The organism is Shigella sp. SIG6 (genome assembly GCF_053555815.1).
In genome coordinates this window covers 1-2,347 of sequence record NZ_JBQZXC010000236.1, presented here as the reverse complement: position 1 = coordinate 2,347, position 2,347 = coordinate 1, and the positions used below count along the sequence as shown (strand labels likewise).

The following is a 2,347-nucleotide window of genomic DNA, read 5'->3' as shown; positions in this document are numbered from 1 at the left end:
GCTGTCGTTGTATTTGTGATCCAGATAGTTGGCGTAGCTGTGAAAATGACGATCGGAGAAACGATAAGCGGCGAGGGAAATCGTGCTGTTAGTGGCATCCACTTGTTTGCTGTAATTAAAACGGTAGCTTAAGCCCCGCTCGTCCTGCTGAGTATCAAAATGGCTACTGGCCCACGTGACATCAAACGACAGCGCACCAAGCCACAGCATATTTTGCCCAATACCCATTGCGGCAGAATGGTAGTCATCACCAGAAAGCAGCAGGCCGCAGTACAGCGAGGTGTTTGACAGCATCCCCCAGGAAACTTCATTGCTAAAAAAGGTTTCATTTTCAGTTTGATGTGACATGGAGGGCCGTGGCTGACCCGCGGCCAGTTTATAGCGAACCTGTCCCTGACGAGTCAGGAAGGGCGTCGATGCTGCTGAAACCTGGAAATTGTTCACCCGACCATCTTCTTCCGTCACTTTGACATCCAGTGTGCCCTGAACAGACTGATTAAGGTCGTCAATGATAAATGGGCCTGGTGGGACTTTTTTCTGGTAAATGACGCGGCCTGATTGACTGATCGTCACCGTGGCATTGGTCTGTGCAATACCGCTAATTTGTGGGGCGTAGCCGCGTAGTTCCCATGGCAACATTCGATCGTCACTTGCCAGTGCCGCGCCGGTATAAGAAAAACCGTCGAAAATATTGGAACTAAAATCCGTTTCGCCGAGGGTTAATTTTGAACCTAATTGCGGTAACGGGCGAAAAAGATAGGTACGTGATATTTCGCCTGACTGTTCATGGTTATCATCGCTATCAGTATGATATCAACTGATAATCACTGCGTAAGCGCCATGCCCCCGTGTTGATTCCGGCTGTTCCATAGGCGTTAAGATTAGTGCTGCTGCTGCCATCCTGTGGGCGGTAGCTGCTGGCAAACAAGTTGTAATCCATCAGGACACCGGCGACACCTTCTTTCCATGTGGAGGGTGGGGTCCAGTTTTCTGAGTGCCACGCCTGCCAGGCTTGCGGAATACTAATATTCAGTTGCTGATTGGCTTGATCGAAATTGAAGAGCATTTCAGGTCGGGAGCTAAAATCGACGCACTGATTTATCAATGGTAACGACTGACGGACTTCAGGTTTTAAGCCAAATTTATCGACCAGTAAATCATTGATGCACGGAATGGTTTTATCGTCATTTTTGTGCCAGTTAATCTTTTGCCCGTTACTGATTTGGTTATTATTTACCGCAACGCTAACAAAATACTCACCGGGAGCAATGACTCCTTTTTCCTTTAATAATGAAATATCAATGCGGTCGCGCATTGATTTATCGAGAACATTCAGATTGAATTCGACAGCCAATGCGCAAGGCATCGCCACGACCAGGCAGGATACAAAAGAGAGTCGATAAATATTCACGGTGTCCATACCTGATAAATATTTTATGAAAGGCGGCGATAGCGCCGCCAAAGTAATACTTATTTATAATCCAGCACGTAGGTTGCATTCGCCGTAACTGCGCCTGGCGTTACAGGTGTAGCCTGATCAATTTGTTCCATCCAGGCAAAGAAATTCAGCGTTTGTTCGCTGGAGGTCGGAGCCAGGTCGATATCTGGAGTAGCGGTGCCTAAAACGATATTGCTTTGATCTTTATTCATTAAACGTACGCCGACGACGGTGGCTTCACCCGTGCTGGTGTTGTTGAGAATCGGATCTGCGCCGGTGGTTTTCGCTGAGCTATCAAAGGTGACTGCAACTTTAGAAATCTTGCCACCGGAACCGTTGCTGGAGTTTTCCAGATCACAGTTGACTAAGAGCAGGTCGACAGCAACGGCATCGCTGTGATGTGACTGATTAATGTGGCTGGTGGTCACCTGACCGAGTTCAACCTCTTTATCAATATCATCCTGATGTATTTCACACGGTGCTTCAATAACTTCACCTTTAAAGTGAATTTCACAGGATCCTTCATCAGCCGCATAAACAGGTGCTGTGAACAGCAGAGATACGGCCAGTGCGGCCAATGTTTTTTGTCCTTTAAACATAACTGAGTCCTTTAACAGAAAAGAAAAAAGTATATCGGTGCAAGAATATCTTATTTGATTGTCGAATGTTTTTAGTTTTTCTTAAAAATATTATTAATTTTATTAAATGTAAAAGTAATTAATTGATGGTATGAATTAAATGTTTGATGAATAAAGTATTGGAAATTATAGGGGTGCGCTATATTTGGTGGTTTATTCATGTAACTGAGAGGAAGATAGATGATTAAAAATCATCGATTTGTTTATAATTTATACCGATATATTTTTTTTAGATTATATGAATGTCCGATAGTGGATTTTATTTTTACAA

At 44.3% G+C, this 2,347-nt stretch carries 1 protein-coding gene and 1 pseudogene; both read right to left on the bottom strand.

Annotated features, from left to right (window positions below):
* Nucleotides 1–1,420, bottom strand: a pseudogene (locus ACUU1M_RS19820) (fimbria/pilus outer membrane usher protein); the annotation flags it as partial.
* A gap of 50 nt (nucleotides 1,421–1,470) precedes the next feature.
* Nucleotides 1,471–2,037, bottom strand: coding sequence for a fimbrial protein (locus tag ACUU1M_RS19815; protein WP_000472405.1), 567 nt, complete (start codon nucleotides 2,035–2,037; stop codon nucleotides 1,471–1,473).
* Nucleotides 2,038–2,347: the final 310 nt, after the last annotated feature.

What these genes read in the sequence shown, in the direction of transcription:
- ACUU1M_RS19815 (WP_000472405.1), bottom strand. Translation starts at nt 2,037, where the DNA reads ATGTTTAAAGGACAAAAAACATTGGCCGCACTGGCCGTATCTCTGCTG.